This window comes from Sulfuricurvum sp. MLSB, assembly GCF_000747095.1.
GTDB lineage: Bacteria > Campylobacterota > Campylobacteria > Campylobacterales > Sulfurimonadaceae > Sulfuricurvum.
On sequence record NZ_JQGL01000114.1, the window covers coordinates 7504 to 29886 of the forward strand.

At 52.3% G+C, this 22383-nt stretch carries 22 protein-coding genes and 1 tRNA gene; 20 read left to right on the forward strand and 3 right to left on the reverse strand.

Annotation, left to right across the window (positions count from 1 at the left end; translation table 11 throughout):
- The first annotated feature begins 105 nt into the window (after positions 1 to 105).
- The 10 genes from JU82_RS08085 (at position 106) to JU82_RS08130 (ending at position 8228) form a co-directional block, all read left to right on the forward strand.
- The gene (locus JU82_RS08085) at positions 106 to 444 is read left to right on the forward strand and encodes a P-II family nitrogen regulator (RefSeq protein ID WP_037949231.1); all 339 of its coding nucleotides are present in this window, start codon (positions 106 to 108) and stop codon (positions 442 to 444) included.
- Between the two features lie 82 nt (positions 445 to 526).
- Positions 527 to 1705, forward strand: a complete 1179-nt coding sequence (locus JU82_RS08090; RefSeq protein ID WP_037949233.1) for an ammonium transporter — start codon at positions 527 to 529, stop codon at positions 1703 to 1705.
- Between the two features lie 113 nt (positions 1706 to 1818).
- Positions 1819 to 3195, forward strand: a complete 1377-nt coding sequence (locus tag JU82_RS08095) for a phosphomannomutase/phosphoglucomutase (RefSeq protein ID WP_037949236.1) — start codon at positions 1819 to 1821, stop codon at positions 3193 to 3195.
- Positions 3192 to 4199 (forward strand): dihydroorotase, encoded by a 1008-nt coding sequence (gene pyrC, locus JU82_RS08100; RefSeq protein ID WP_037949237.1) that lies wholly within the window; start codon positions 3192 to 3194, stop codon positions 4197 to 4199. Before JU82_RS08095 ends, pyrC begins: the two co-directional genes overlap by 4 nt.
- Positions 4189 to 4845 (forward strand): response regulator transcription factor, encoded by a 657-nt coding sequence (locus JU82_RS08105; RefSeq protein ID WP_037949238.1) that lies wholly within the window; start codon positions 4189 to 4191, stop codon positions 4843 to 4845. The genes pyrC and JU82_RS08105 overlap by 11 nt, the downstream gene beginning before the upstream one ends.
- Positions 4835 to 5671, forward strand: coding sequence for a HAMP domain-containing sensor histidine kinase (locus JU82_RS08110; protein ID WP_037949239.1), 837 nt, complete (start codon positions 4835 to 4837; stop codon positions 5669 to 5671). The genes JU82_RS08105 and JU82_RS08110 overlap by 11 nt, the downstream gene beginning before the upstream one ends.
- Positions 5672 to 6112 (forward strand): TonB-system energizer ExbB, encoded by a 441-nt coding sequence (exbB, locus tag JU82_RS08115; protein WP_037949240.1) that lies wholly within the window; start codon positions 5672 to 5674, stop codon positions 6110 to 6112.
- 10 nt (positions 6113 to 6122) lie between these two features.
- A complete protein-coding gene (locus tag JU82_RS08120) occupies positions 6123 to 6509 on the forward strand; it encodes a biopolymer transporter ExbD (protein ID WP_037949241.1) in 387 nt (128 codons plus the stop codon).
- 3 nt (positions 6510 to 6512) lie between these two features.
- A complete protein-coding gene (locus JU82_RS08125) occupies positions 6513 to 7205 on the forward strand; it encodes a 2OG-Fe(II) oxygenase (protein WP_037949243.1) in 693 nt (230 codons plus the stop codon).
- Positions 7206 to 7244: 39 nt separating this feature from the next.
- Positions 7245 to 8228, forward strand: coding sequence for a DUF475 domain-containing protein (locus tag JU82_RS08130; RefSeq protein WP_037949245.1), 984 nt, complete (start codon positions 7245 to 7247; stop codon positions 8226 to 8228).
- On the opposite strand, the gene JU82_RS08135 is transcribed toward JU82_RS08130, so the two are convergent.
- The 3 genes from JU82_RS08135 to groES all read right to left on the reverse strand — a co-directional run bounded on the left by JU82_RS08135 (position 8222) and on the right by groES (position 10732).
- Positions 8222 to 8518, reverse strand: coding sequence for a hypothetical protein (locus tag JU82_RS08135; RefSeq protein WP_294892599.1), 297 nt, complete (start codon positions 8516 to 8518; stop codon positions 8222 to 8224). The two genes, JU82_RS08130 and JU82_RS08135, sit on opposite strands and share 7 nt — an antisense overlap.
- 209 nt (positions 8519 to 8727) lie before the next feature.
- Positions 8728 to 10356, reverse strand: coding sequence for a chaperonin GroEL (groL, locus tag JU82_RS08140; protein WP_037949247.1), 1629 nt, complete (start codon positions 10354 to 10356; stop codon positions 8728 to 8730).
- A gap of 115 nt (positions 10357 to 10471) precedes the next feature.
- Complete coding sequence (gene groES / locus JU82_RS08145; protein WP_037949249.1) at positions 10472 to 10732, reverse strand: co-chaperone GroES; 261 nt, start codon at positions 10730 to 10732, stop codon at positions 10472 to 10474.
- Between the two features lie 210 nt (positions 10733 to 10942).
- Between groES and JU82_RS08150 the strand changes: the two genes are divergently transcribed.
- The 10 genes from JU82_RS08150 to JU82_RS08195 all read left to right on the forward strand — a co-directional run.
- A tRNA-Met gene (locus tag JU82_RS08150) sits at positions 10943 to 11019 on the forward strand.
- 134 nt (positions 11020 to 11153) lie between these two features.
- Entirely contained in the window at positions 11154 to 13586 is a 2433-nt protein-coding gene (locus JU82_RS08155) for a hydrogenase small subunit (protein ID WP_037949251.1), read from the forward strand.
- On the forward strand, positions 13579 to 15276 hold the full coding sequence (locus JU82_RS08160; protein ID WP_037949252.1) for a nickel-dependent hydrogenase large subunit: 1698 nt from the start codon (positions 13579 to 13581) through the stop codon (positions 15274 to 15276). The genes JU82_RS08155 and JU82_RS08160 overlap by 8 nt, the downstream gene beginning before the upstream one ends.
- 28 nt (positions 15277 to 15304) lie before the next feature.
- Positions 15305 to 15898, forward strand: a complete 594-nt coding sequence (locus tag JU82_RS08165) for a TetR/AcrR family transcriptional regulator (RefSeq protein WP_037949255.1) — start codon at positions 15305 to 15307, stop codon at positions 15896 to 15898.
- Positions 15879 to 16775, forward strand: a complete 897-nt coding sequence (locus JU82_RS08170) for a hydrogenase (protein ID WP_037949257.1) — start codon at positions 15879 to 15881, stop codon at positions 16773 to 16775. Before JU82_RS08165 ends, JU82_RS08170 begins: the two co-directional genes overlap by 20 nt.
- Positions 16762 to 18063, forward strand: a complete 1302-nt coding sequence (locus tag JU82_RS08175) for a nickel-dependent hydrogenase large subunit (RefSeq protein ID WP_037949260.1) — start codon at positions 16762 to 16764, stop codon at positions 18061 to 18063. Before JU82_RS08170 ends, JU82_RS08175 begins: the two co-directional genes overlap by 14 nt.
- A gap of 157 nt (positions 18064 to 18220) precedes the next feature.
- Positions 18221 to 19456: a hydrogenase small subunit gene (locus tag JU82_RS08180; protein ID WP_037949262.1), complete on the forward strand. Its 1236-nt coding sequence runs from the start codon at positions 18221 to 18223 to the stop codon at positions 19454 to 19456.
- Positions 19453 to 21183, forward strand: a complete 1731-nt coding sequence (locus JU82_RS08185) for a nickel-dependent hydrogenase large subunit (protein WP_037949263.1) — start codon at positions 19453 to 19455, stop codon at positions 21181 to 21183. The genes JU82_RS08180 and JU82_RS08185 overlap by 4 nt, the downstream gene beginning before the upstream one ends.
- A gap of 12 nt (positions 21184 to 21195) precedes the next feature.
- On the forward strand, positions 21196 to 21903 hold the full coding sequence (locus JU82_RS08190) for a cytochrome b/b6 domain-containing protein (protein ID WP_037949266.1): 708 nt from the start codon (positions 21196 to 21198) through the stop codon (positions 21901 to 21903).
- A 71-nt stretch (positions 21904 to 21974) separates the two neighbouring features.
- On the forward strand, positions 21975 to 22383 hold a 409-nt coding region (locus JU82_RS08195), incomplete at its 3' end, for a HyaD/HybD family hydrogenase maturation endopeptidase (protein ID WP_037949269.1).

Genomic DNA, 22383 nt, shown 5'->3' on the forward strand with positions numbered 1-22383 from the left:
TGGCATTGACCGGCGGTTCACGTGTGAACGAAGAACAAGAGAGCCAAGGCCTGGATGAATCGGTGCACGGCGAACGTGGATTTAACCTCTAATAAGGAATAAACAATGAAAAAAATTGAAGCGGTTATCAAACCTTTTAAATTGGAAGACGTCAAAGACGCGTTAGCTGAGATCGGGATCACCGGGATGACGGTGAGCGAAGTCAAAGGGTACGGACGCCAAAAAGGGCACAGCGAATTGTATCGCGGTGCCGAGTATGTGGTTGATTTTCTCCCTAAAATCAAAATGGAGATGGTCGTCGATGACGCGATGGTCGATCAGGTCGTCAATACCGTCGTCGAAGCGGCCCGAACCGGCAAGATCGGGGACGGTAAAATTTTCGTCAGCGATATCGGCAAGATCGTCCGTATTCGTACGGGTGAAACCGATATCGAGGCCATTTGATTAATTTTTAATCAATTTTTCTTCTTCGATCCGCACAATAGCATTTATAATGCCCGTCTTTATACCTTAATAAAGGCGGCGCATGGATATTTCCTACGTTATCGATACTCTTTTTGCTTTATTTTCCATCACATTGATCATTTTAATGGTTCCCGGTTTCGCGATGCTCGAAGCGGGTCTGGTACGCACCAAAAACGTCTCGAGCGTTTTGACGGTCAACGTGATGATTTACGCGGTGGCATCCATGGCGTTTATTCTGGTCGGATTTCATCTGGCATTCGGCGATTTCCAGAGTCAGAGCATGAGCCAATGGGCTTTTTTCATGTTCCAGATGGCGTTTGTCGGTAAGGCGATCAATATTATGAGCGGCGGCGTCGGCGAACGGGCACGGCTGCTTCCGCTGACTCTGTTTACGGTGATCATGGGGGCATTGATTTATCCTACGGCGGTCAACATCAGCTGGGGAAGCGACTGGCTCAAAGAGACGATCTTTGATTTGAACATGGTGGATCTGGCCGGTTCGACCGTGATCCACTCGACGGGAGGCTGGGCATTGCTGGCGGCGATTTTGATCATCGGCGCGCGCAAAGGACGCTACGTCGGCAATCAGATCCGTGTCATTCCCGCGTCTAATATTCCGCTCGTGGTCCTTGGGGCGATGCTGCTGTGGATCGGCTGGTTCGGGTTCAACGGGGGATCGGTCGGCTCGATCGCGACGAAAGAAGCGGCGGACAGTGTGGCATTGACGATATTCAATACGAATACGGCCGGCTTGGCGGGCGCTATCGCGGCGGGAGTTTTGACCTATGCACGCTATCGGCTGTTCGATATCACGATCATCCTCAACGGCGCGCTGGGCGGTCTGGTCGCGATCACAGCCGGTCCGCATCTGTACACGACGGCCGATGCGATCATTATCGGAAGTATCGGCGGGGCTTTGGTCGTATTCGCCGTACCGCTGTTCGACAAGATACGTATCGACGATCCGGTCGGGGCGTTGTCGGTACATCTGATCAACGGAATATGGGGGACGCTGGCCGTCGGTCTTTTCGCGGCCGATCCCGCCAACGGTGTGACGTTTCTGAACCAGCTCAAAGGGGTCATAATCATCGCCGTGTTCGTCTTTTCGGTCTCTTTTAGCATCATCTATCTGATAAACAAAGTTTTTCCGTTCCGCGCTTCGGATGAAGAGCAGGTGCAGGGGCTCGATGTCAGCGAATGTGGGCTTGAAGCGTATCCCGAATTTAAACGGGCTATTTAACACTACTGTAACACTTCTTCACTATTCTTCCTCGGGGCTATTTGCCCCGGAAACAAAGACTCTTTTACCAACCTCATTGTATAATCGGTTATTGTTTATTGGAAAGGGATTTGATGAGTATTTATCGGGAATATGATATCCGAGGCATTTTTGAGAAAGAACTGAATGAAGAGACGATCACCCGTTTGGGGTATGCGTTGGCCGAAGAGATGAGAACATTTGGGGAGTACGTCGCGGTCGGATACGATGCGCGCTCGCACTCTCCGGTATTGTTCGAATACCTGACCGCCGGGCTGAATGCGGGAGGTATCAAGGTACTGGGCATGGGGATGGTACCGACTCCGGTGAACTATTTTTGCAACTATCAGTCCTTTGAAGGGATTACTCCCTGCGCATCGGTAATGATTACCGGATCACACAATCCGAGCGAATACAACGGGTTTAAAATCACGATTGACAAAGCCCCGTTTTTCGGCGAGTCGATCTACGCCCTTGGACGTAAGATCGATACGTTGCCTTTTCCTCCCAAAGTACAGCGGCAGGTAACCGAGATCGACGCGCTGGAGCGCTACAAACGCTTTATGGTCGAGTCGTTTGCCCATTTGAAAGGGATGAAAGAACGGATCGTTTATGACTGCGGCAACGGTGTAGCGGGGCTGGCTCTGATCGACATTTTCAAAGAGCTCGACCTGAACGCCAAAGGGATATACACCGATCCTGACGGAACGTTTCCGAACCATCATCCTGACCCGAGCGAAGAGCACAATCTTGAAGACATCAAAGAGCTTTTGAACCGCGAAGGGGATATTGCGTTTGCTTACGACGGCGACTCGGACCGGATCGCGGTATTGACCCGTAAGAACAATATCAAAGGCGACATGATGGCTTTGTTGTTTGCGCTGAAGATGAAAAACCCCACCGTCATCGGGGAAGTCAAGTGCTCGCAGGTCATGTACGATACGCTCCGCGAACGGGGGGCGACTGCGGTGATGTACAAAACGGGCCACTCGAATCTCAAAGTGAAGATGAAAGAGCTTCATGCCGATCTGGCGTGCGAAGTGAGCGGCCACGTCTTTTTCGCCGACCGCTATTTCGGGTATGATGACGCGATCTATGCGACGCTGCGTATGCTTGAGCTGATTCAGGACGGGATCGATCTGGACGGTGAAATCGCTAAATTGCCCAAAGTGTTTTCGACCGAAGAGATCAAAGTAAAGACGACCGAGCAGGAAAAATTCCCTCTGATTGCAAAGCTGAAAGAACTTCTGAAAAATCCGCCCGAGGGATTCCCCTCAATCCGGGAGATTATCGACGTAGACGGGGTCCGGGTTATTTTCGATCACGGATGGGGGCTGGTGCGCGCCAGCAATACAACCCCGGTTTTGGTGACGCGGTTCGAATCGACCGACGAAGCCGAAGCCAAACGCTACGAGAACGCTCTTAACGCTTTGATCGCAGAAGCGCAGTACCAAATGGGAGGATGTTCATGAAAACCGTAACTTTGACGATGCCGCTGGATATGCATCTTCACCTTCGCGACGGGGAGATGCTCGAAACGGTGGCCCCGCTGACGTCGTACAGTTTCAGCGGGGCGATCGTGATGCCAAACCTTGTCCCTCCGGTAACGACCAAAGAGATGGTTGTCGCCTATCGCGAACGGATCAAGGCGGCTATCGGCAGGGATGATTTTGAGCCGTTCATGACCCTCTTTTACCAGAACTATTCCCGCGCTTTTTTGGAGAGTGTTCAGGATGAGATCGCGGCGATAAAGCTCTACCCAAGCGGGGTGACGACGAACTCGGAAGGGGGGGTGGCCAGTTTCGATATCGAGTCGATGCGCGAGACGCTCGAGGCGATGAGCGATCTGGGGATCGTCCTTTCGGTTCACGGCGAAACGAACGGATTCGTCATGGACCGCGAAGCGGAGTTTATGAGCGTCTATGAGATGCTGGCTTCCCATTTCCCGAAACTCAAAATTATCATGGAACACATCACGACCCGCGAGGCGGTGGAGATGCTTGATAAATACGCCAACCTGTATGCGACGATCACGGTGCATCACCTGATCATTACACTCGATGACGTGGCGGGGGGGATGCTGCGGCCCCACCTGTTCTGCAAACCGATTGCAAAGCGCCCGCACGACCGCGAAGCGCTGCTCAAAGTGGCCCTCGAAGCCCATCCGAAGGTGATGTTCGGCTCCGATAGCGCACCCCATCCCAAACACGCCAAAGAGTCGTGCGGATGTGGAGCCGGGGTTTTCACCGCTCCGATCGCGTTGCAGCTATTGTGCGACGTCTTTGATGCCCACGACAAGCTCGACAATCTGCAGGCTTTTGTCAGCGATAACGCCCAGCGCATTTACGGCATCTGTGCCGAGTACAAAGAGGTTACTCTGGCAAAGCGCGAATTCCACGTCCCCGATATCTACGGCAGCGTCGTACCGATGATGGCCGGCGAAACTTTGAAATGGTCGATTGAGCGTGTCGACTAAAATCCTCCTCCTCGAAGACGATCTTTTGTTTGGCGAATCGATTGCCGATCTGCTCGAGGAAGAAGGATTCGAGGTGACCTTGTGCCGAAACGGCCAGGAAGCCCTCGATGAGACGTTTAAGAACCATTTCGATCTTTATCTGCTGGACATCAATGTGCCGCTGATCGACGGGTTGTCGTTGCTGAAAGAACTCCGTCGTGCCAATGACGCGACGCCGACGATCTATCTGACGTCCCATCAGGAGTTGGACACCCTTGCGGCGGCTTTTGAACTCGGGGCCGAAGATTATCTCAAAAAACCGTTTGATACCCATGAACTGATCGTCCGGGTTCATGCCCTGCTTCGCCGCAGCAAAAGCAAAAGCCGCCGGTGTGCGGGCGATCTGTGTCTGGACGAGCTTCATAAATGCGTCATGATGGGAGACAAAGAACTGCCTTTTACCCTCAAAGAGTACCAGCTTATGGCGCTGTTTATCCAAAACGTCGGAGAGATCGTAACCAAAGAGATGATTATGGACGCGCTGTGGAGTCCTTCGGAAATGATCAGCGACGGTGCGATACGGGTCTATATCAACCGTCTCAAGCAAGAGATCGGAAGCGAGCGTATCGTCAACATCCGCGGGGTAGGATACCGTCTTGTTCCGTAGCGTAGAGATTGCCCTGACGTCGCTGTATGTCGTTACGACCGCTTTGCTCCTATTTGGGGTCTATTATCTCCATCAGGTGAGCGGGATCGAGCAATGGGGCATACTTGCGTTCGGAGCGCTTTTGATTACCGTCGTGACCGGAAGAGTGTTGGCGAAAATAGCGCTTGATCCGCTGAGAGAGCATTTCGATCATCTCGAACGTCTCTCGAAAGAGACGCTGCATGAGCTGAATCTGCCCGTCAATACGATAACGGCCAATGTCGAAATGCTGCGTAAAACCAATACCGACGAGAAAAGTCTGAAGCGGCTGGAACGGATCGAAACGGCCGCACGTATGCTCAAAGAACGCTATAATGAGCTCGATTATTTGATCAAAAAACAGATGGAGCGGGAACGGATCGAAAGTTTCGATCTCGAAAGCGCGCTTAAAGAGCGGCTTGAGTTTATGCGTCCTCTTTATCCCGGCGTAGTCTGGGAGATTCAAACGGCTCCGTGGAGCGTTCAATGCGACCGGATCGGGCTGGGAAAAGTCATCGACAATCTGGTGGAGAACGGGATCAAGTACTCCGTGCACAATCCCCGCATCATGATCACGATGGAGGCTAACGTGCTGAGTATCTGCGATCAGGGAAAAGGTATGGACGAGATCACGCTGATGCGTATTTTTGATCGCTACTATCAAAATGACGGTGCGATGGCAGGATACGGTATCGGCCTTGGGCTGGTCAAACGCTATTGCGACCGGCATGGAATACTGTTGCACGTCTCTTCCCGTCAGGGAGAGGGTACGTGCGTTAAACTTGAATTTAAAAAAGGAGAAAAATAGATGGACAACAATTGGCTCTCATGGGCGGAACAGGCGATTGATTACGGTGTGATCGGGATTTTGGTGATAATGAGCGTGGTGTCGCTGTGGTTTTTTATCGAGCGGGTGATGACGTACGGATCCATTCGGATCAGCGATTACGAGACCAAAGAGGAGCTTGAACTTGATTTGGGCAATAACGTCAGCACGATTGCGACTATCGGTTCAAATGCCCCGTACGTCGGATTGCTTGGAACGGTTTTGGGGATTATGATCACGTTTTACAGTCTCGGCGATGTCGGCGCGGTGGACCCGAAAAAAATTATGACGGGTTTGGCATTGGCTCTTAAAGCAACGGCGATGGGACTGGTCGTTGCGATCCCTTCGATCGTGTTTTACAACATTTTGCTTCGCAAGATGGAGAAGATCATTGCCCGATGGGAAATTCAAAACAAAAAATAAAGGGTAACCCATGAAAAAAATGAAACGGATCGATTCGATCAACGTCATCCCTTTTATCGACATCATGCTCGTACTTTTGGTCATGGTGCTTACGACGGCGACCTTTATCAAAACGGGGTTGATTCCGGTTGATCTTCCCGAAGCCAAAGGCTCGGCGGCAGAGCATAAGCCCAGCGAGCTGAAACTTACGATCAAAAAAGACGGTACCCTCTGGATTGATGAAAAAACCTCCGTGACGCTCGAGCAGTTCGAGCAAAAAGTGACCGAAGGGGGCAAAGAGATGACGGTCGTCCTTTACAGTGACAAAGAAGCGGCGTTCCAAAACTTTGTAGGCGTCATGGACGTTCTTAAACGGCTTGGGCACGAGCAGCTCTATATCGTCACCGATAAAAAATAAACCGTGCATCAAATCAGCAACTACGTTTACGCACGCGACGAACTGCTCGGATGGGATATTCCCACCAAGCGGCTTCCCAACCCCTATCACGATTTTCCGTATATGGTCATCGAAGGTGTACTGAGCCCTGCCGAATGCCGTGCGATTACCGATGCGGCATTGAACGACCGGGATGCGGTACAGGCCCAATTGCGGGGACGCGCTCTGGATACGCAGATGCGCCGCACCGATATTCATACGCTTAGTCCGGAACATCGGACGGTCTATGAAAGTCATTTTGCCGCGGTTCGGGACGAGATCGAAGCATTTTTTGCCCTTTCGCTCTCGCAAGCGACTGACGTTCAGGTGCTCGGATACGAGAGCGGATCGTTTTATGTCCGTCATTCGGACGATTCGAGTGAACTGCGCGATCAAGAGGGGAACACCGTCGGATTTCGTACGGTGGCTCCCGAACGGAAGCTGACAACCGTATTGTTTACGACTTCGTATACTCCCCACCCGACCGACAAGGATCATTTCAGCGGAGGGGAACTGCTGTTCAACTATCTGTGCGATGCGTCAGGCAATACGATCACGCTGCGCCCCGAAGCGGGGGACATGGTCGTTTTTCTCTCCAACCCCTATTTCTCCCATGAAGTCCTTCCGGTCAAAGAGGGGTTTCGCCTTTCGCTTGTTCAATGGCATGATTGCTTTTAGTAGGCTATAATTTCACATCTACTTTTAGCAAGGGTACAAATGCGTTACTTTTACAGTTCGTTTGCGATTATGGCGTTAGGCTTGATCGCGGCGTATTTCCTGGGCGGGGTTGCCGCTATCTACATCACCTTTTTGCTGGTCATTCTGGAAATATCACTTTCGTTCGACAATGCGGTTGTGAATGCCAAAGTGCTCGAAACGCTTGATCCGATCTGGCAGAAACGCTTTATCATTTTCGGTATTCCCATCGCCGTCTTCGGCATGCGTCTCATTTTTCCTCTCGCGATCGTATCGTTTGTAACGGAAATGGGCATGATCGAGACATTGCAGGTCGCTATGAACGAGCCGGCCCGTTATGAAAGTATCCTCAAAACGACGGAATCGACGATTTTTGCGTTCGGTGGTGCCTTTTTGCTGATGGTCTTTTTGGACTTCTTCTTTGAAGAACGCGACATCAAATGGGTGACGATCGTCGAAGGGTCCAAATTTATGGAAAAAGCTTCTTCGGTTGCAAATATTGAGCTGATTACTGCCATCATGGTCGGTATCGCGCTTGGGCATATCACTCAGGATTTCGGCGTTGTCCTCGCATTTATGTACGGTGTACTGCTGCATTCGCTGTTAGGGATGCTGGATCATTTCCTCTCCTCCGGCACGGTAAAAAGCGGGATCGCCGGATTTATCTATCTGGAAGTTTTGGATGCGAGCTTCAGCTTTGACGGCGTGATCGGAGCATTCGCCCTTACCAGCAATATATTCATCATCATGATCGGGCTTGGCGTCGGTGCGATGTTCGTGCGGAGCATGACGATCTATTTTGTGCTGCACAAAACTCTTTCCCACTTCCGCTATCTCGAACACGGCGCTCATTACGCGATCGGTATCCTCGCACTCATCATGCTGATGAAGATCACGATGCACGTCAGCGAGATTGTGACGGGAACGATCGGTATCGGCCTCATCGCCATCGCGTTTGCCCATTCGCTGTGGGAAAACAAACAGGCCAACGAGTTAAATCAGTAGTCCGCTTCTTCATTGCCGCCATGCTCTGGCGGCACGGCCCCTTTCTTCTTTATCCGATAATATTTCAGAACGCCGTACAGGCTGATCATCATCCAGATGAACTCCATCAAAAACGATGCCAGATTCCACTCAAAAAGCAACGATACGATAATGAGAAACGCACCGACGGCATTGAGCAGTGAAAAGCTCAAATCCTGAGCATCCATTTTTTCGACCTGCAACAAAATATAGGTGATGACGATGATTGTAACGCCGAAAATACCGATCAGGTCTGTAAACGAGAGTTCCATGAGCCATCTTTAGTATGAAGTAGAATGGTATTATAGCGTTATACGAACGAAGGGTTTACGGTCGGTAATTTACTGTTTTTTGCAGTTTAAAACTTATTTTTATTAGGAGAGAAATTTTTAGTTATGCCAAGTCCGCGCCGGTGCGCAATGCGCACACCAGCTGCGGTTTCGGACCTGAAAACGTCCCTATAGGACGTTTTTTACGGTCCTTACATCATACCCGGCATTCCGCCCATTCCACCCATGTCCGGCATGGCAGGTTTGTCTTCTTTGATCTCGTGGATCGTCGCCTCGGTCGTGAGCAGCATGCTCGATACCGACGTTGCGTTGGTCAGCGCGACGCGCTCGACTTTGAGCGGATCGATGATTCCCGCTTCGTACATATCGACGTATTCGCCGGTTGCGGCGTTGAATCCGATATTCTCGTTTGTCGCGTTTGCAATTGTATTGACGACGACGCCCGCATCGTATCCCGCATTTTCAGCGATCTGTTTGACCGGAGCTTTGATCGCGCGGAGGATGATTTCGCATCCGATTCTCTGATCGCCGCTGAGGTCGAGGTTCACTTTGGCCGCCGCACGGATCAGTGCCGCACCACCCCCGATAACGATCCCTTCTTCGACGGCCGCTTTGGTCGCTGAGAGGGCGTCATCTACGCGGTCTTTTTTCTCTTTCATCTCGGTTTCGGTGGCGGCTCCGACTTTGATAACCGCGACACCGCCGGCGAGTTTCGCCAGACGTTCTTGAAGTTTTTCTTTGTCGTATTCGCTGGTCGTTGTTTCAATCTGAGCGCGGATCTCTTTGATGCGCATCTCAACCATTTCTTTCTCACCCGCACCGTCGACGATGGTGGTGTTGTCTTTGCTGATAACAACACGTGCCGCCTGACCGAGATCGGCTACGGTCGCGCTGTCGAGCGTGCGTCCGATCTCCTCGCTGATCACCTGCGCGCGGGTCAATACGGCGATATCCTGAAGCATCGCTTTGCGGCGGTCGCCGAATCCCGGAGCTTTAACGGCCGTGATGTTGAGTACGCCGCGGAGTTTGTTCACGACAAGGGTCGCCAACGCTTCGCCTTCGACATCTTCGGCGATGATGAGAAGCGGGCGCGAGCTTTTCTGAACCTGCTCAAGAACCGGGAGAAGGTCTTTGAGGTTCGAGATTTTCTGATCGAAGAGGAGGATGAACGGATGATCCAGCTCAACGGTCATTTTTTCACTGTTGTTGATGAAATACGGACTAAGGTAACCGCGATCGAATTGCATCCCTTCAACGACGTCAAGTTCGTCGTTGATCCCTTTGGCTTCTTCGACGGTGATAACGCCGTCACGTCCTACTTTATCCATCGCTTCGGCGATCATGGCACCGATACGCTCATCCGAGTTGGCGGAGATCGTCGCAACCTGCGCGATCTCTTTTTTGTCGTTGATGACGCGTGAAGCGGCTTTGAGCTCTGCGAGAATCGCTTCGGTCGCTTTGTCCATACCCCGTTTGATCTCAATCGGATTGGCTCCTGCAGTAATGTTGCGCAGACCCTCTTTGAAAATAGCGTTGGCAAGGATGGTTGCCGTCGTCGTACCGTCACCCGCTTCGTCGGCGGTGTTGGAAGCAACTTCGCGTACGAGTTGCGCCCCCATGTTTTCCAATGCGTCTTTGAGTTCTACTTCTTTAGCGACCGATACGCCGTCTTTGGTAATGGTCGGCGCGCCGTAGCTTTTTTGGATCAGGACATTGCGTCCGCGCGGTCCCATCGTTACTTTGACCGCATCGGTCAGTTTTTGTACCCCTGCGGCCAACTTGTTGCGTGCATCGTCTGAAAAATGGATCTCTTTTGCCATGATTATTCTCCTTGAATTTTATGTAATCAATGTTAGCGCAAAGCGCGTGAGCTCTCCGCTGAGGAGAACCCAGTGTTAACGTAGCCTGCGGGGCTTGCTCCGAAGGCGTTTTAAATTATTTCAATATTCCAAGTAAATCATCGGTCTCGATGACCAAGTAGGCTTTTCCATCTAGGGTGAGTTCGTTCCCGGCATATTTTCCGAATACGACTTTGTCGCCCATAGAAACGTTTTCTACCTCGTTACTGACGGCAACGACGGTACCTTGCGAAGGTTTTTCTTTGGCGTTGTCGGGGATGATGATTCCCGAAGCGGTTTTGGTGGCCTCTTCAAGGCGCTCTACCAAGACACGTTTTCCTAGCGGTTGGAAGTTCATAGCGTTTCCTTTTAATATAAGATGAATTTTAAGACGAGGATTGTACACGAGTTTGGGTTAATTGTCAATAACTTTAGCCTTTTCGACTCAACAGTTGTGAGCTTAAATATCTTCATAACTGTGAGTCTTTGATGTGTTTATAGAGCTTTGCTTTACTTTTAGCTTATAATAAGTTAATCACCATTATAATTCCGGTCTTTCAATTACGATGGCTGGGTAGCTCAGCTGGTTAGAGCGCTGGTCTCATAAGCCGGAGGTCGGGGGTTCGAGTCCCCCCCCCGCCACCATCGAAAACTTCCTAAACACTTCTTTAATACTACATAGCATTTGACACACAATTTTGAATAACTGTTCGCTTTATTTACGTCATAATACCTCTTTGTTATAATCCATCATATAGGATGGGAAAAGGGGGGCTACGATGCGGATCGTAATTGTCGGCGGCGGGATCGTGGCCGCGTATATGGCCAATGCATTGAGCGAGCAAGCCCCTGAACATGACGTCGTTATCGTCACCAAAGAGCCTTATCCCCCTTATGATCGGATCCATCTGTGTGCGCTGGTGAACCAAACCGCCACGATCGAGCAGATAGCCCTTCCTCTGCCTCCCAAAACCCGTGTCGAACTCAATTCCGAAGTAACGCATATCGATACCGAAGCAAAACGGGTCTACACCGCTTCTGCGATGATCTCGTACGATGTGCTGATTATCGCGACCGGTTCCAAACCGCGGACGTTGTTCGATACGCGGGGGATTTCCAATGCTGTGACGTTCCGCAGTGCGGCCGATAGCGACTGCATCGCCAAATGCATGGAGGGGAAAAATGTCGTGATGATGGGGGTCGGGCCGATCGGGCTGGAGCTGCTTGATACCCTCGCGACGATGAACGGCCCTGCAAAGATTTACCTCATATCGCGCGGAAGCCATCTGTACGACAAGGCGATGACCCCCGAGGCTGTGGCCCTGATGAAACGCATCTATGAAGCGTCCGATCCGCGCGTCGAGATCATCCTCGAAGACGAGATTGTCGAGCGCAAGGTCGAAAACGGCGAAATTACCCGGATCGTTCTCAAATCGCGCACCATCGATAACCCCTTTCTCATCTTCGGGGTGGGGATCGCTCCGAGCGTTGATTGTGCCAAAAGCTCTGTGGCTTGCGACCGCGGCATTTTGGTCGATGCTCACATGCGCACGTCGGACCCTTATATCTACGCGGTCGGGGAAGCGGCGCAGATGCCGGATGGCTATATCGCCGGACGGGTCAAGGAATGCACCCTTCAAGCCGATGCGGCGATTGCCTCGATATTGGGGCGTGAGCATGAGGGATTTCGCGAATTTGTGACGATTGACGGGCTCAAAGTGGGATCGTTTCTCCTCTCGGACGTTACGTCGACAGCGTACGAGCCGGGCAATGCGGACAATGAAGAGATTGTGATCTCCTCGCGCAGCGAGAACCGGATCGACCAGTATATCCTTAACAACGAGCACCTGGTCCGCTTTATCGGGATTAACAGCAACATCGATGCGCTGGCATTGAAACGGATGATGGAGAGCGCACAAAAAGTCGATCCGGGGTATTTTTATGCCAACCGTCTCATCAGCGAACGGGGCAAGCTTATATGCAGCTGCACGGGCTCTTACGAACACGACCTAATCGATCTGATCAGGGAAAACTGCGTAGAGGATTTCGCCGGTCTTAAACCCTACAGCGAAGCAGGGCGTGTCTGCGGGCGGTGCAAAAAAGACGTCATGCAGCTTATCGCCGATACTCCCGTCGATCCTGCAGAAGCGGCCCATATGCGCGCGGAGCGCGAAGCGAAAGCCAAAGAAGCGGAGCTGGCCAAGGTGCGTGAGCGGATCGAAAAATACAACCGTCTTCATCCCGCCAATCAGCTCAGCCCTGAAAATTTTGAAGAGGCGCTCGAATCGTTCGAGATGAGCCGCGAGTATAACCGGTGGGTTTCGATGGTCACGGCATCGATGCATCTGCATCCGGATTATGAGGAGAGTGTCAAAGAGGCGGTGACGCAGCTGAACAAAATACCGATCATCTGGCTGGAACTGGCCGACTGTACGGGCAATTCCGAAGGATTTATCAAATCGTCGCACCCCAAAGTCGACGATCTGATCCTCAAATACATTTCGCTCGATTACCACGAACTGCTGATGGCGGGTTCAGGGGATCAGTCCGAAGCGGTGCTGGAGAGTGTGATCAATAATGACAGCGGCAACTATATTCTCATCGTTGAAGGGGCCGTGCCGCTGGGACTGGACGGGAAATTTCTGCGGATCGGACCCAAAGGGGAGACGGGGCTGGAACTGCTTCGGCGGGTTGCCGCAAAAGCGGCGGCAGTCATGGCCGTCGGGTCGTGCGCGTTTGATGGGGGGGTCGTCGCCGCCGAACCCAATCCCACGGGTGCGGTCGGCGTGAGCGAAGCATTGGGGCGCAAAGACATTATCAATCTTCCCGGATGTCCCGTCAATCCGATCAATATCGTCGGAACGCTGCTGCATTACATCATGTTCGACGAGTTCCCGAAACTGGATGCGAAAAACCGCCCTGAATGGGCGTACGGTTTCCGTGTCCACGACAACTGCGAACGGCGCGGCCACTATGAGCTGGGCGAATTCGTCAAAGAATGGGGAGACGAAGGAGCCAAAAAGGGGTGGTGTCTATTCGAGATGGGCTGCAAAGGACCTTACGCCGATTTGAACTGTTCGCTCGTCAAATTCAATGACGGCACGAGCTGGCCGGTACAGGCGGGGCACGGATGCTTCGCCTGCGGTCAGGGGAAAATCGCCTTCGACCTTTACGCAAACCACCGCAAACTACCGGAGAAAGAGCATGAATAACCTCAAGAAGATCGTTATAGACCCCATTACACGGATCGAGGGACATTTGCGGATCGAGGTGGAGATTGATGAGAACAACGTCGTGCGGGAGGCGTGGGCTTCGGGACAGCTGTTTCGGGGGATCGAGACAATTCTCAAAGGGCGTGATCCACGCGATGCGGGACTGATCGCGCAGCGGATCTGCGGGGTGTGTACGAACGTTCACTACCGTGCCTCGATCAGCGCCGTCGAAGACGCGTACGGCATCACGATCCCCTCCAATGCCGAAATTGTCCGTAATCTTGTGACTCTCTCCTTGTTCGTCCAAGATCACATCGTCCATTATTATCATCTTCACTCACTTGATTTTGTCGATATTACGGCGGCATTGAAGGCCGATTGCAAGATGGCTTCCGTCGAATCGGAGCAATGGAGCGAACACCCTTACCGCAATTCACTCGACCATCTTGAAAGCGTTCAGGAAAAACTCTCGAATTTTGTCAAAGCCGGAAGGCTTGGGCTGTTTGCCAACGGCTATTGGGGGCATGCGGCATACCGCCTCACGCCGGAGCAGAACCTCATTCACATGAACCATTATCTCGAAGCGCTTCGGGTCCAGAGGGAGATATCTGCAGCGATCGCGATTTTCGCGGGGAAAACTCCCCATCCGCAAAACCTTGTCGTAGGCGGCGTGACGAGCGTTGCCGATATTCTCAACCCGCAGCGGCTGAACGATTTCATGTTTATCATCAAGGATGTGCGCGATTTCGTGGAGAGGGCGTATATTCCCGATCTGAAAATGATCGTTTCGGCGTACCGCGAATCGATTAAGGCAGGCGAAGGGCGTGCAAGCGGAAATTTCATGTGCTGCGGGGGATACCGTTTCGGCAAAGATTCGCTTCTTTTCGAGAGCGGTGTGATACATGGTCATAATTTCGATGAGGTCGCTTCGTTTGACCCGTCCAAAATCACCGAGGAAGCATCCCGTTCATGGTATGAGAATGATGCGCCACTTTCGCCGTATGAGGGAGATACGACACCGTTTTATACGGATCTCAATCCCGACGGTACCTTGAAAAGCGAGGGAAAATACAGCTGGGTCAAAGCCCCGCGCTATGATGGCGATGTGATGGAGGTGGGGCCTCTGGCAAGGATGATCGTGGGGTATGTCAAACAATCGCCTACCATCCGCCCCTATGTGGAACGTTTTATGGATTCGGCGAAGATGGAGCTGATCGATTTCTCGACGAGTGTCGGGCGCAACGCCGCGCGCGCCGTGGAAGCCCAGATATGCTGCGATTACCTGTTCGATATGATGAGCGACCTGATCGAAAACATCAAATACTATGACGAAGAGACATGGACGAAATATGTGTTCGAATCGCTTCCGAAAGAGGCCAGAGGAGCGGGAATTTTCGAAGTTCCCCGCGGCGTACTGAGCCATTTCGTCCGAATCGAAGACGCGCGCATCGCCAATTATCAGGCGGTCGTACCGACGACATGGAACGCCTCGCCAAAAGATGCCCGCAACGTCCGCGGTGCGTACGAAGAAGCCCTCATCGGCATCACTCTAGCCGATCCTTCCGCGCCGCTGGAAGTATTGCGCGCTATCCATTCGTTCGATCCGTGTCTGGCGTGTGCCGTTCATGTCATTGACACCAAAGGGCGGGAATTGTCGCACTATAAGATTATGAATAGTTGTTCGCTATAATTTCGGCAGACACACTAAAGGAACACATTTGGCCCGTCCGAGCAAAGAAGAGCGCAAAATTTCGATCATGACCAAAGCGCTGGAGCTTTTTTCCAAAGAGGGGTTTTATCAGACCACGATGCCCTCCATTGCCGAGCGGATCGGAATGAGTGTCGGAAACCTTTACAACTATTTTACCTCCAAAGAGATGCTGGCCAAAGAGCTGATCCTCTTTATCGCGAACATGCTGGGCGAAGAGATACGGCGGATCAACGAAAGCACGCTGGATACCGAAGGCAAAATTCGCGCTATCGTCCACATGTATTTCAAAATTGCGCAGGAACGCCCCGAGACGATCGAATATTTTCTGCGCGTCTATCTTTCGAACCGCGAAGTATTCCGCGAAGGGTGCGAGGGGATGATCTGCGTATCGGCGTTTGTGACCGAGTTGATGATTTTCTTCGAAGAGGGGGTCCGATCCGGGGAGCTGAGGGATCAGGACTTTTTCAGCGCCTTCGGCCTTTTTATGGGATATCTGGGGGGAATGGTTTTCCTAAACGGCGAAAAAATTCTTCCCAACGCGCTGGAGAGCTACGAAACTTCCATCGCCGAAAATATCTACAATGCCCTCAAAACCCGCTAAACTTCAGATCATCTGGCTGCAGGGGATCACCTGCAACGGCAATACCCATTCGTTTTTGAACGACTCTGCGCTGGGAACGCTGCTTCAGGACGTTCAGTTTTTGCATCATCCGATTTTACCCTCTGCATTGACGCTGCGCGAGCTGGTCTCGAAGCTTCCAAAATCCGACATTCTGATTGTCGAGGGGGCGTATGAAGCCGGTTTCGAACGTGCGGGTATGCGGATGGATAAACTGCTGAGTGCGCTTGCATCCAAAACAAAGCACATTATCAGCATGGGAAGCTGTGCCAGTTTCGGGGGAATTTTTAAAGAAAGCTCCCCTGATACGATCAGCGGCATTTTATTCGACAAAACAAAAGCAAGCGGCCCTTTGCGTGGGATGCGCGAAAAAGTGATTACCCTCAGCGGATGTCCCGCTCACCCGGAGTGGCTGAGCTTCGTGATCAACATGATCCGATGCGGCAAAACGATCAAGCTCGATGAATATCGCCGTCCCAAAGAACTGTATGCCTTTACGGTGCATAACGGGTGTCTTCGGAATGAATATTTTGAATGGAAAGTCGACAGCGGGCATTTCGGGACCAAAGAGGGATGCCTGTTTTACGTTCAGGGATGCCAGGGACCGTTCACCCACGGCAGCTGCAATAAAATACTCTGGAACGGCGTCAGCTCCAAAACCCGTGCCGGCACCCCCTGTCTTGGATGCACCGAGCCGACGTTTCCCAAAACGGAGCTGTTTTCGACCAAAACCTATATGTCGATTCCGGCCGAAATGCCGCTGGGGGTTCCGAAACGGAGTTACCTCGCGTTGGCGGGAGCGGCCAAGTCGTTTCATATCAAACGGCTGGAAGAGAGACTGATCGATGATAACGCATGAACTGATCGAGCGGATCGAGGGGGAAGCGGTCATCGACTTTCGCTCCGATGAAAGCGGGCGTGTGGAGGATGCGACTATCCGTTTTTTGCATTTTCGGGGGATGGAAGCGATTCTAGAAGGACGCAGCGCTTTGGACGCTCTTGTGATTGCCCCGCGTGTGTGCGGGATTTGCGGCCATTCTCATTTGATCGCCGCCGCAGAGATGCTCGAATCGCTCTATCGCAACAGCGGCATGGAGATAACGCTGAGCTCAAAGGCGCAAAGCATTCGCAGTATTACCCGGCTGAGCGAATTGCTCCAAAATCATCTCAAATGGCTCTACCTGATTATGCTTCAGGAGAGTGCAAAAATGCTGGGGACGCCGCTGTCCCTGTCGCTCAAAGCGCTGTACGCCTCGTCGCAGATCAACCGTCTGGCGGCGTTGTTCAGCGGTCAATGGCCGCACAGTTCGTATGCACTTCCCGGAGGGGTGAGCTGCGATCCGACACAGATCGAGGTGATGCAGGCATTGAAAATCGTCTCCGAGGTGGAGCGGTTCCTCGAGTCAGAAGTATTGGGAACGTCGATGAAAGAATTCGAATCGATCCGTACACGCAGCGATCTGTTGTCGCTGGAGGGAGATTACGGGACGTTGGTGCGCAACGTTGATCGGCTGGGGTTGCTGGAGTCCGGTCAAAGCCACGGACGTTTTCTGGTGTTGGGCCTCCACCCCGGATGCGAGCGTGTGTCGATGGATGAAAAAGGACGCCGAGCCGCCGATGCCGGCAGGGTAAGCGAAGATGCTTCGCATGTTTATGAGGGGAAAACGTATGCCAAAAATGCATTGTACGAAGGGACCTTTTTCGAGACCGGCCCGCTTGCCCGCGCCCTCGTTTCGCGTCGAAAGCTGATCCAATCCCTCCACGGCGCGGGTGGTGACAGCGTGTTGACACGCATCACCGCCCGCGTAGATGAGATCGTCTATCTGCTGCGTCATGTACGAACCCTTTTGGAAACGCTGGATCTTTCTGAACCCTCTTTCATTCCGCCGCCGCGCATCGAGACGATCAGCGCAGAGGGGTACGGGATCGTCGAAGCCCCGCGCGGGTCGCTGATCCACCGTGCGACGCTGGAGCGGGGACAAATAACCTCGTATTCGATCATTACCCCGACCCAGTGGAATCTGGGCAACGGTACGTCTGCGGCCCCCGGAGTTGCCCAAAAAGCGATGATCGGGGCTGAAAATAACGACAAGGCCTCTTTTATCTTCCGAACCTTCGACGTCTGCTCGGTTTGCACCACGCATTGATTCTGAACGCCAAAGGACTTTGCCTTTGCGAATCAGACTTCTAGTCCTGAAAATAACTAAGAAATAATCTTTTTAAATCAATTTTATGTTTTAAATATTACTTTAAGTTATTGAGATTTATCATACTGAACGATCATTCAGTAATAGGAGGGGAACCATGGCCGAGCGTAGAGAAGCGTTTAAAATGCTGTTTAGTGCAAACAGCGCGAAAGTGGAGACGAACAAAGGGGATGCGTATTACGACAAACTCTTCAAACAGTGCCGTGCGCGGCTCGATGAGCTCAAAGCGACGCAGCCGCTGCAGGCGATCGATTTTCAGGAGATTCTGAGCGACGAGGGGTATGACCGCCGCGAATTCATGAAATGGGCGAGTGCCGCGACGGCGATGCTGATGCTCCCTCCTATGTTTACACCGCTGGTAGCCGAAGCGGCGGAATTGATGACCCGTGTACCGGTCATCTGGCTCGAACTCCAAGACTGTGCGGGGAACTCTGAAGCGCTGCTGCGCAGCGACGGGCCGAAAATCGATGAGATTTTGCTCGACATCATCTCGCTGGAATTTCATGAGACGCTGATGATGGCGGCAGGGCATCAGGCCGAAGCGCAGCTGCATGACGCGATGGAGACTTTCAAAGGCAAATATCTTCTCTTCGTCGAAGGTTCAATCCCGATGGGAATGGAAGGGCAATACGGAACGGTAGGTGCCAGCGGCGAAACGTTCCATGAACATTTGCTCCGCGTCGCGGCGGATGCGGCGGCTATCGTCGCGGTCGGAAGCTGTGCGACGTACGGCGGTGTTCCCGCCGCGGCTCCGAATCCGACGGGTGCGGTCGGCGTAATGGACGTTATTTCCGGGAAACCGATCATCAACATTCCCGCCTGTCCTGCCAATCCGGCCAACATGGTCGGCGTAATCTTGCATTTTGTCCTGACGGGCCAAATTCCCGAACTCGATTCGCTTCTGCGTCCGAAATTTGCGTTCGGCTACCGGATTCACGACAACTGTGAGCGCCGTGCCCACTTTGATGCGGGTGAGTATGTCGAAGAGTGGGGCGACGAAGGGGCGAAAAACAATTTTTGTCTGTACAAAGTAGGCTGTAAAGGACCGATGACATTCAACAACTGCTCCATCATCCGTTACAACGATGCCGTCAACTGGCCGATCGGGGTCGGACGCGGATGCATCGGGTGTTCCGAACCCGATTTCTGGGACAAATACGCGTATGAGCGTCCTATGGCGGATGCCAATATCAAAGCGCCTACGGGCGGAGTTGAAAAAACCGTCGATGAGTTCGGATTGGGCGTTCTTACCGCCACGGCGATCGGTATCGGTATCCATGCGGCCGCAAGTGCGGTAGCGGGCAAAAAATCAGATGAAGGGGAAGCACAATGAGTAAACATATCGTAATCGATCCGATCACACGCATCGAGGGACATCTTCGTATCGAGGCGGTAATCGATGACAACAATAAAATCGTCGATGCCTACAGCTCATCGACGATGTTCCGAGGTATCGAGGAGATTTTGAAAGGGCGCGATCCCCGTGACTGCGGTCTGCTTGCGATGCGTATCTGCGGCGTCTGTACGGGAACGCACTATCAGCGCAGCATCGAAGCGGTCGAACATGCTTTTGGGGTTACCATTCCCAAAAATGCACGGATCGTTCGTAATCTGATCCAGGGTGCGCTGTACGTACATGACCATGTTGTCCATTTCTATCACCTGCATGCACTGGATTGGGTCGATATCACCAAGGCGCTCGAAGCCGATCCGGCCAAAGCGGTCGAAGAAGCGCAAAAATGGGCCGGTGTTGCGGGCGTTCACGCATGGGGCGACAGCGAATCGGCTTACAAAGCGGTGCAGGAACGGCTTACCAAATTCGTCAAACAGGGGCGCCTTGGGCCATTTGCCAAAGGATACTGGGGGAACAAACATTACAAACTGACCCCTGAACAAAACCTCGTAGCGGTATCGCACTATCTTGAAGCGCTCGATTTGCAACGCGACGCGGCGAAAATGCAGGCGATCTTCGGGGGTAAAAACCCGCATCCGCAAAGCATCGTCGTCGGAGGGGTTACCTGTGTGCAGGATATTCAAAATCCCGCGCGTATTGCCCTCTTTAAAGACCTTTTGATGAAATTCCGCGATTTCATCAAACGTGCGTATCTTCCGGATGTCTATATGGCCGGAACGATGTATGCCGACGAAGCGCTTGACGGCACCGGCGGGGGACTGAAAAACTACCTCAGTTACGGGGATTTCCGTTTGGATGACACCGGCTTTTATTCTTCGGCGCTGTTGTTCCCGAGCGGTATCGTCGTCGGCGGTGACATCTCGAAAGTCATTCCGCTCGATCAGGGGAAAATTGCCGAAGACGTGACCCATTCGTGGTACGAAGGGGCCAAACCGCTTCACCCGTATGACGGGCAAACCATCCCTTACTATACCGGATTCGGTAAAAAAGAAGGGGGTATCGCGTATCTGGATACCGAGAAAAAATACAGCTGGATCAAATCGCCGATTTACGACGATACCCGTATGGAAGTGGGACCGCTGGCCCGTATGGTCATCGGGGTTGCCGCAAAAGACGAACGGATCACCAAGTATGTGACAAACTTCCTCACACGCGGCAAGTTGCCGACATCGGTACTGTTCTCGACCGTCGGACGCACTGCCGCCCGCGCTATCGAGACGGAATTGATGGCCGATGTCATGGTCGAATGGGTCGATGAGCTGGCCAAAAATGCCGCGTCGGGCGATTTGCGTACGTGGACCGAATTCGATTTCAAAACCGTCAGTAAAAGCGCCAAAGGATACGGCATGGCGGAAGCTCCGAGGGGAGCACTGGGACACTGGGTTCGTATCGAAGAGGGAAAAGTCGCCAACTATCAGGCGATCGTTCCCTCGACGTGGAATGCCGGACCGCGCGACTACAAGGGGCGTATGGGAGCGTATGAATCGAGTCTGATCGGTACAAAAGTGGCCGACCCCGAACAGCCGCTCGAAATTTTGCGCACGATCCACAGTTTCGACCCGTGTATCGCGTGTGCGGTTCACCTCGTCGATACCAAAGGCAGAGAACTCGGCGTCTACAAAGTCGACAGCGTCTGCGCGATATAGAAGGAGCCGATTATGAAACCCGGATATAAACAGATTACCCGAATGACGCCGGCGATGCGGACGGTCCACTGGATCAACGTTGTCTCGGTGCTTGCCGCGGTAATTACCGGTTTGTACATCGCCCATCCGTATTATCAGAGTCTGATTGCCGATCCGGCGTTGGACAAATACGTCATGGCATGGAACCGATGGATCCATCTCATCGGTGCGATTATGATTGACGTCACGTCAATCATCGTAGTGTATCTTTATTTTTTCAGCCGTTTTGACAAACCGTACAAAAAACTGATTCCGAATCGCGCGAACGTTCAGGAGTTTTTCGAGGTCATTTACAACCTGGTCACGCTCAATCGACGCAAGATGTTCGATTCGACCCATAGCGACAGTTTTAACGTCGTCTATTTTACGATCATGCATCTGATGCTGCTGTTTATGCTGTTCACCGGCTTGCAGCTTTATGTGCAGGGGCTTGCGTCCGGGCAAAGCTCGATCGGCGCATGGTGGCCTTGGCTGCTTCATCTCAGCACCGATTGGACCTTGTGGGTATTCGGAAGCAAAATGGGGGTAAGGATCGCCCATCATATGACGATGTGGTGGATCATCGCATGGGTGATGTTCCATGTCTATTATCAAGTTTGGCGTACAATCTTCTGGCAGGAAGGGGATATTGCCATTGCATTCGGCGGCTCCAAATTTAAAAAAGAGACGAAAAGCGAATAACCGCGGTGCCTTCGGGCACTTCGATTGAGTTTATGCTATAAATTGAATCGAGAACATTAAAAAGGTTGTGTATGAAAAGCGTCGTCGTGGTCGGGATCGGCAATATCCTCTTTAAAGACGAGGGGGTCGGAGTATATGCCGGCCGGTATCTTGAAGAAAACTACCGTTTTGAACCGCCCATCGATATCATCGACGGGGGGACACTCGGGTTTAAACTGATGACGTATTACCAGTCGTATGACAAAGTACTTATCCTTGACACCGTTTCAATCGAAGATGCTCCGGGATCAGTCTACCATCTTCCAGCCGATGCGCTGATGGGGTTGGGAAGCTATCGGCAGACAGCCCATGAGGTCGAAGTGGTCGAGATGCTGGAAATCTGTTCTTTGCTGGACAAAATGGCGGACGTGAGCGTGGTGGGGATCATCCCCGAAGACATCGAAAGCGTCGATATTGATCTGACCCAGACGCTTCACGGCC